Source organism: Synechococcus sp. EJ6-Ellesmere, from assembly GCF_024345875.1.
GTDB classification, from domain to species: domain Bacteria; phylum Cyanobacteriota; class Cyanobacteriia; order PCC-6307; family Cyanobiaceae; genus Regnicoccus_A; species Regnicoccus_A antarcticus.
Genome location: NZ_JAGQBY010000166.1, coordinates 1 through 6,732, shown reverse-complemented (window position 1 = coordinate 6,732; position 6,732 = coordinate 1). Strand labels below are relative to the sequence as shown.

At 68.2% G+C, this 6,732-nt stretch carries 8 protein-coding genes and 1 pseudogene; 1 reads left to right on the top strand and 8 read right to left on the bottom strand.

The features are described 5' to 3' along the window. Nucleotides 1–238: pseudogene (locus KBY78_RS14920) on the top strand (dienelactone hydrolase); the annotation flags it as partial. A gap of 9 nt (nt 239–247) precedes the next feature. Here KBY78_RS14920 and KBY78_RS14915 read toward each other — a convergent pair. From KBY78_RS14915 to KBY78_RS14880, 8 genes are all read right to left on the bottom strand, one after another. Further along, nucleotides 248–1,267, bottom strand: coding sequence for an ABC transporter permease (locus tag KBY78_RS14915; protein WP_006170328.1), 1,020 nt, complete (start codon nt 1,265–1,267; stop codon nt 248–250). Next, nucleotides 1,264–2,850 (bottom strand): ABC transporter substrate-binding protein, encoded by a 1,587-nt coding sequence (locus KBY78_RS14910; RefSeq protein ID WP_255144298.1) that lies wholly within the window; start codon nt 2,848–2,850, stop codon nt 1,264–1,266. The genes KBY78_RS14915 and KBY78_RS14910 overlap by 4 nt, the downstream gene beginning before the upstream one ends. Before the next feature lie 47 nt (nt 2,851–2,897). After that, on the bottom strand, nt 2,898–3,170 hold the full coding sequence (locus tag KBY78_RS14905; RefSeq protein ID WP_006170330.1) for a hypothetical protein: 273 nt from the start codon (nt 3,168–3,170) through the stop codon (nt 2,898–2,900). Nucleotides 3,171–3,461: 291 nt separating this feature from the next. After that, nucleotides 3,462–4,766 carry a homoserine dehydrogenase gene (locus tag KBY78_RS14900; protein ID WP_006170333.1) on the bottom strand — a complete coding sequence of 435 codons (1,305 nt, stop codon included), beginning with the start codon at nt 4,764–4,766 and terminating at the stop codon, nt 3,462–3,464. Nucleotides 4,767–4,800: 34 nt separating this feature from the next. Further along, a complete protein-coding gene (locus KBY78_RS14895; protein WP_006170334.1) occupies nt 4,801–5,220 on the bottom strand; it encodes a SufE family protein in 420 nt (139 codons plus the stop codon). Nucleotides 5,221–5,263: 43 nt separating this feature from the next. After that, on the bottom strand, nt 5,264–5,785 hold the full coding sequence (locus KBY78_RS14890; protein ID WP_255144296.1) for a hypothetical protein: 522 nt from the start codon (nt 5,783–5,785) through the stop codon (nt 5,264–5,266). Between the two features lie 51 nt (nt 5,786–5,836). Further along, entirely contained in the window at nt 5,837–6,052 is a 216-nt protein-coding gene (locus KBY78_RS14885; RefSeq protein ID WP_156776503.1) for a hypothetical protein, read from the bottom strand. 50 nt (nt 6,053–6,102) lie between these two features. Beyond that, nucleotides 6,103–6,711: a 5-formyltetrahydrofolate cyclo-ligase gene (locus KBY78_RS14880; protein ID WP_255144297.1), complete on the bottom strand. Its 609-nt coding sequence runs from the start codon at nt 6,709–6,711 to the stop codon at nt 6,103–6,105. Nucleotides 6,712–6,732: the final 21 nt, after the last annotated feature.

Sequence of the window (6,732 nt, the reverse complement as noted above, 5' to 3'; positions counted from 1 at the left end):
CTTTGCCGTGGTGCGCGTCAAGGAGCACGAGCAGGCTCTCTGGCGACTCGGCGATGGCCTGGTGGGGGTGGAGACGGTGCGGGTCCAGGAGCTACTGCTCGGCCTCACGTCCGATTTCCTGGGGTCGGTGGACACGGCCATTCCGATGGCCCCACAGCGGCGCAGCCGCGATGGCGTGACGGCCTATGTGCTCGATGGCCGCAGCGCCCGGCGCTGGCGCAGCCGCATCGGCCCCTGAAGGAGTGGGTCAGAAGCGGATGCGTGGATCCAGCACCGCCACCAGCATGTCCACCGTCACGCTCACCAGCACCACCAGGGCTGCCACCACCACCACGATCCCCTGCACCAGGGGGTAGTCGCGTTGACCGATGGCCTCCTGCAGACGGAAGGCGATCCCGGGCCAGGAATAGGTGACCTCGATCAGCAGGGCGCCACCGATCAATGAGGCCACGGTGATGCCGGTGATCGTGAGCACCGGCAGGAGGGCATTGGGGAGGGCATGGCGCAGCACCACCCGGGTTTCGCTGAGGCCGCGGCTGCGGGCCGCCTCGACATAGTCGGAGCGCAATACCCGCCGGAGGTTGAGCCGCAGGGCGTTGGCGAAGATGCCGCTGAGCAGCAGGCCCAGGGTGCTGGCGGGCAGCACCAGGTGCCGCAGGCTGCCGGCCAGCTGCTGGGGATTGGCGGCACGCAGGCTGTCGAGCAGATAAAAGCCGCTGCCGCTGGGGGGCATCAGGGTGGCGGGGAAACGCCCTCCCACCGGCAGCCAGCCCAGCCAGACGGCAAAGATCAGCTGGATCACCATCGCCGCCCAGAACGGCGGCAGGGCATAGGTACCGATGCCATAGAGCCTGCCGGCCAGGTCGAGCTTGCCCTCGGGGCGGGCGATGCCGCTGAAGCCCACCGCCAGCCCCAGCACGGCGGCGATCAGCAGAGCACACAGCCCCAGCTCCAGGCTGGCCGGCAGGCTCTGGCGGATCACCTCCAGTACCGGGGTCTGGTTGGTGAGCGATTCCCCCAGATTGCCCTTGAGCAGATCGGCCAGGAAGTGGCTGTACTGGACCGGCAGGGGCTGGTCGAGACCCAGCTGCTGGCGCAGGGCCTGCCGCGCCGCCTCCGGCGCTCGGGTGCCCAGCAGGGCATCGATGGGATCCCCCGGGGCCAGCCGCAGCAGCAGAAACACCAGGGTGGCGATCAGCCAGAGCATCACCGGAGCGAGCAGCAGCCGGCTGCCCAGATAGCCCAGCAGCTGGCGGCGGCGGCTCATGGCTCAGGCCTCGAAGCGGCAGGCCGCTGCTGGAGCCGGCTGAGCACCACACGGCCGGAGCCATCGAACACCGGGGTGCTCAGCCCGGCCTGGGCCCAGGCCCTGGGTGCCACCAGCCAGACCGGGATGTAGGGGGCCGCGGCGGCGGTCTCCCGCTGGAGACGCTGGAGCAGCTCGATCCGCTTGGCGCCCTCCAGGCTCTGACTGAGGAGGAGGTCGTCGTTCAGGCCAGGGCGGGTCCAGAAGCTGCCGCTGGCGGCACTGGGTCCCTCCAGGCAGCGCTGTCCCACGGCCTTGTCGCAGCCCAGCAGTGGCTGGAGATAGTTGTCGGCGTCGGGGTAATCGCCCATCCACTCCAGCAGGATCGAGGCGAAAGCCCCCTCGCCGAGCTGACGGTAGGCCGTGGTGGATTCCATCCCGCTCACCTCCAGCACGATGCAATCACCCAGATCCCGGCGCAGTTGTTCCTTCCAGATCAGGGCGAACAGCTTGTCGGCGGGGATGTTGGAGCGGAAGGTGAAGGGCAGGTTCAGCGTCTTGCCCCGGCAGTAGCCGGCCTGCTCGAAGAGCCGCCGGGCTTCCGCCGGGTCATAGGCCGGCCAGGCGGTGGGTTCGGAGCCGCTCAGGCTGGGGGGCACCAGATCTCGCAGCGGTGGACGCAGGCCATGGGTCACCCGCTGGCTGATCAGCTCATGGTCGAGGCTGTGGGCAATGGCACGGCGCACCACGGGGTTCTTCAGGGGCGGCTGGTCGCTGAGCAGGGTGAGGTAGCCGATCTCCAGCGCTGGACCCACCCCTTCCAGCAAGCGCCCTTTCTGGGCGTCCTGATGCAGCGAGAGCTGTTGGTCGCCCTCCAGGCTGGTGGAGAGCAGCACATCCACCTCGCCGCTGCGCAGGGCCCCATAGAGGGCGGTGGAGTTGCTGAGGTTGACCAGATCGAGCCCCTTGTTGGCGGGACGCTCTCCCCAGTAGTCGGCGAAGGGCTCAAGCCGTTGCTGCTGGTCGGCGAAGAAGGTGAGTTTGTAAGGGCCCGTACCCACGAAGCGGTCGTTGAGGAAGCGCTTGTCGTGGCTTCGGTAGGCGGTGGGAGAGAGGGGCGTGAGACTGACGGCGCTCAGCAGCTGGGGCAGGGCGGTGAAAGGGCGCCGCAGCTTCAGCTCCAGCTCATGGCTGCCGCTGGCGCGCACCGAAACGATGCGATCCCCCAGCAGGTAGCTGAGCTTGCCGATGGCCAGAAAGCGCTCCAGGGTGAACACCATGGCGGCGGCATCGAAGCGGGTGCCGTCGTGGAAGCGCACCCCCTTCCGGAGCGGCACCCAGGCGGTGAGCCGATCCGGACTCAGCCTCGGCAGGGCCGTGGCCAGACGGGGCCGCAGCTCGCCCTTGGCATCGATGACATAGAGGGGATCTCCCAGCGCGCTGATCAGCTGCAGCGCCCCGAAGCTGTAGGTGGCCGCCGGGTCAACCGAATCGATCCTGGTGCGACTGCCCACCACCAGCCTCCCCCCGGGCCGTTGGGGCTGGCAACCCAGCAGCAGCACCAGCAGGGCGGCCAGCAGGGAGACCGAGCGCAGCCCCTTCAAGGCAGGCAAAGCGTGCAGGATGTTCCCGGGTGCTCAGAGGCGCCCATTCAAGACCGCGACGAGCAGCTCTGGGAATGGGGCAGGTGATGAAGTTCCACCTGGCGGATCGACACCTCAAAAACCGGAGAGCCGTGCCGTGCCAGGGGCCAGCGCCGCACCCAGCAGCGGTCACGGGGCGCATCCACACCGATCACCTGATAAGTAGTGGCCTGAGCTGTCTCGCCGATGGTCCAGGTGGAGGAGCACTCGCCGCCCGGAAGACCGGCGCTGAGGGCCACATCGGTGGCGAGGTGTACGCAGTCACCCTGATGAAGGGTCATGGCGGTCGCGGGGTGGTGGGGCGAACGGCTGCCCTGATCAGGGCTGGCAGGGAAGGCGGTCAGGGCTGGGAACCGGGAAGCGGATGAGAGTTGTGAGGCCGTTATGGGCTCAGGGTTTCGCAGGGGTGGCTCAGGTGGCGTTCAATCTGGACAGCTGCCGTGGTCACGTGAGGGCATCAGCATCCGCGTCAAATTTGCGCAATGTTTCCATCTTGGCCTTGCCCTGCCCCTGCCCGTCAACCATTGCGGCATGAGCACTCGTTCTCGCCACAAGAAGGTCTGCTGATGGCCTCAGAGGGTGCGCAGACAAGCCGCCACGCTCTGAACGTCACAGAGGGACTGGATCGCGGTGAGGGCCGCCTGGAATCGGGCCTCCTCCACTTCATGGGTGATGACCACGATTTCGGCCTGGCCGCCGCTGGCCTCCAGCTGCACGATCGACTGGATCGAGACCTCCTCCTGACCGAAGCAGCTGCCGATTCGGCCGATCACTCCGGCCTGGTCGCTGGTCTGCAGACGGACGTAGTTGCGGTGGCTGGTGCGGGCGCTGTCCACCAGACGGCAGCGGCGCCAGCGGCTGGCCGCCAGCAGCGGATCCAGCCCGCCGCCGGAGCCGCCCACCTGGCGGATGCCGGCGATGTTGAGGATGTCGGCCACCACGGCCGAGGCGGTGGGGCCTGCCCCTGCCCCGGGGCCGTAGAACATCACCCGCCCCACGGGATCTCCCTCCACCAGGATCGCGTTGTTGACCCCATTGACCACCGCCAGGGGATGGTCAGCGGGCACCAGCGTCGGGTGCACCCGTACATCGAGGCATTCGCTGCCATCTGCCGCGGTGCCCAGGTGCTGGGCCACTGCCAGCAGTTTCACCCGGTAGCCCAGTTGGCTGGCATAGCCCACATCCCTCGCCTGCAGGTCACTGATGCCGGCGGTGGGAATCAACGAACGCTCCACCGAGCCGCCGTAGGCCAGACCGGCGAGGATGGCGATCTTGTCGGCCGCGTCATCGCCCTCCACATCGGCGGCGGGGTCGGCCTCGGCATAACCCAGCCTTTGGGCCTCCGCCAGCACCTCGGCGTAGGCGGCCCCCTCATCCGTCATGCGGCTGAGGATGTAGTTGGTGGTGCCGTTGATGATGCCGCTCACTCGGTGGATGCGGTTGCCTCCCAGGGATTGTTTGAGGGGCTCGATGATGGGAATCCCGCCACCCACCGCCGCTTCGATCAGCACGTAAACCCCCTGACGGGCCGCGGCATCGGCGATCTCCTCGCCATGGCGGGCGATCACGGCCTTGTTGGCCGTCACCACCGACTTACCAGCGGCAATCGCCGCGAGGATCAGGGTGCGGGCTGGCTCCAGACCTCCCATCACCTCCACGACGATCTCCACCGAGGGATCGTTCACCACCTCGGCCGGGTCGGTGCAGAGCAACTCGGGAGCCAGGGCCACGGACCGGGGCCGGTTGAGATCGCGTACGGCGATGCGCCGCAGCTCCAGCTCCGCCACCAGCGGATGGCGCCCTTCCGGGGAGGTGAGGATCTCGGCGACACCGGCTCCCACCGTGCCCAGACCGAGCAAGCCGATGCCAATGGTCATGCCGATTGCGCCGCGAAACCGATGATCCTAGAAATCATTCCGTCGCCAGGCCCCTGGCCTGGGCCTGCATCATCTTCAGGATGTTCAGGAATCCATTGGCGCGGGAGGGGGTGAGGCTGGCCTGAAGGCCCGTCTCAGCCAGAAAACCGGGGTCCAGCCCAGCGGCCTGGTTTGGTTCCAGGCCCTCCAGACCGGCGATCAGCAGTGCCAGCAGCCCCTTGGTGATCTGGGCATCGGAATCCCCCTGCCAGTGGAGCTTGCCGTCGACCAGCTGCCCCACCACATACACCTGGGAGACACAGCCCTTCACCTTGAACACCTCCTGACGGAATTCGTCGGGCAAGGGCGCAAGCTTCTTGGCCAGCCAGAGCACGTACTCGTAGCGGCGCTTGGGGTCACTGGTGCCGCGCAGTCGCTCCACGATCGCGTCGAGGCTGTCGCTGCCGGTGCTCATGGATGGGGCCAGGGCGGAAGTGGCCCCAGTGTGGCGCCTGCCCTCAGCTGCGGCGGCGCCGCTGCACCGCCAGACCACCCACCACAGCGCCCAGGCCGGTGATGCTGCCCATCAGTAGCAGCGAGCTGTGTTGATGGGCCGAGAACAGCGTGGACTTCAGCTCCGGATCGGCGCTGCTCACCCGATCGAGCTGCGCCTGGCCCGCTTGGGTGGGCACCTCAAGGAAGTCGCGGTGTCCGGGGCCCGCATCCACCTGCAACTCCCAGTCGCCATCGGCGCCGTGGGGCATGTTGAAGCTGAGGCGCCCCTGGGCATTCATCTGACCCACTTCCACGGGCTGTCCCCCATTGGGTGGCACCAGCCGCACCATGGCACCCTTCACGGGTTCCCCATTGGAGAAGTGGCTTTCAAGCATCAGCCCTTCCCTCAGGGATTCGAGCCGATCCAGGCTCGACTCGATCGCGTGGGCCTCGACCCTGCCTGGGGCCGCCATCAAGCCAACCAAAGTCCCCAGGGCTGGGAGGGCAAGCAGGCTGCAAAGCCGGGTGAAGTGTGGAGTCGTCATCGGCAGGGCGTGGCCGCGTCCGAGGGGAGGCTCCCCAAAGTTAAAGCGTCTTCAGGAGGCCGACCAGCGGCTACCGGCGGCCTGGCCCTTGCCGGCCTGAACCATGCGGACCATCGAGCTGACCATCATCGAGAGGGCTTCACTGGGCTGGGAGCGGTGGCCCAGCTCCGCGGCCATCACCCGCTCGGGCACCGTGCCGGACCCGATCGCGGTGGCACCGACGCGGCGGGCGGGTGATGGGCGGGAGTGATCGAAGCTGAGGTCCAAGGAAGCTGGGGGTCGCACCTGGGGATCCTGGCAAAGGATCGGCGCGTGGATCACCACAGTCCGGGCCTCTCAACAGGTTGCAACCATTCGATCCCCCCGTCGCTGAGCCAACCGTCGAAGGGAACGTCCCACGGATCCCTCGGCAACTGCTCCACGGCGCAGGAGGCGGGGGCCACGATCAGGGCCGGCACCGAGCGCCAGCAGGGATCAGCCCGCAACCTGTCGAACCAGCCGCCGCCATAACCCAGTCGGAAGCCGCGGCGGTCGAAGGCGAGGGCCGGCACCAGCAGCAGGCCAAGGGCCGTGGCCGGCAGCGGCGTGCCCGCCAGCGCTGGTGCCAGCACCCCCGCGGCATCGGGCTGGAGCGAATCCCCGGGCTGCCAGATTTCGTAGCGGAGCCTTCGCTCTCCTGCCGTAGGCCGGATGGCGGGCAGGGCCAGCCGGTCTGGAAGCACCCAGGCCAGCTCACGCAGATCCGGCTCACCTGCCAGGGGCCAGTAGAGCCCCAGCCGCTGGTCTGCCCTGACCATCGGGGGCACCCCACTAAGGGCATGACCCAGCAGCAGCCGCTTCTGCGCCTCAGGCTGATCAGCCCGCCGCTGGCGGAAGTGCCGGCGCCAGAGGGGTCTGGGGTCGCCCAGCCCCGGTTCGCCCGCCATCAGCGCTGAAACCAGCCGGTG

Coding starts and splice junctions, on each gene's coding strand:
- KBY78_RS14915 (WP_006170328.1), bottom strand. CDS start 1,267: ATGAGCCGCCGCCGCCAGCTGCTGGGCTATCTGGGCAGCCGGCTGCTG.
- KBY78_RS14905 (WP_006170330.1), bottom strand. CDS start 3,170: ATGACCCTTCATCAGGGTGACTGCGTACACCTCGCCACCGATGTGGCC.
- KBY78_RS14900 (WP_006170333.1), bottom strand. CDS start 4,766: ATGACCATTGGCATCGGCTTGCTCGGTCTGGGCACGGTGGGAGCCGGT.
- KBY78_RS14895 (WP_006170334.1), bottom strand. CDS start 5,220: ATGAGCACCGGCAGCGACAGCCTCGACGCGATCGTGGAGCGACTGCGC.
- KBY78_RS14890 (WP_255144296.1), bottom strand. CDS start 5,785: ATGACGACTCCACACTTCACCCGGCTTTGCAGCCTGCTTGCCCTCCCA.
- KBY78_RS14880 (WP_255144297.1), bottom strand. CDS start 6,711: ATGGCGGGCGAACCGGGGCTGGGCGACCCCAGACCCCTCTGGCGCCGG.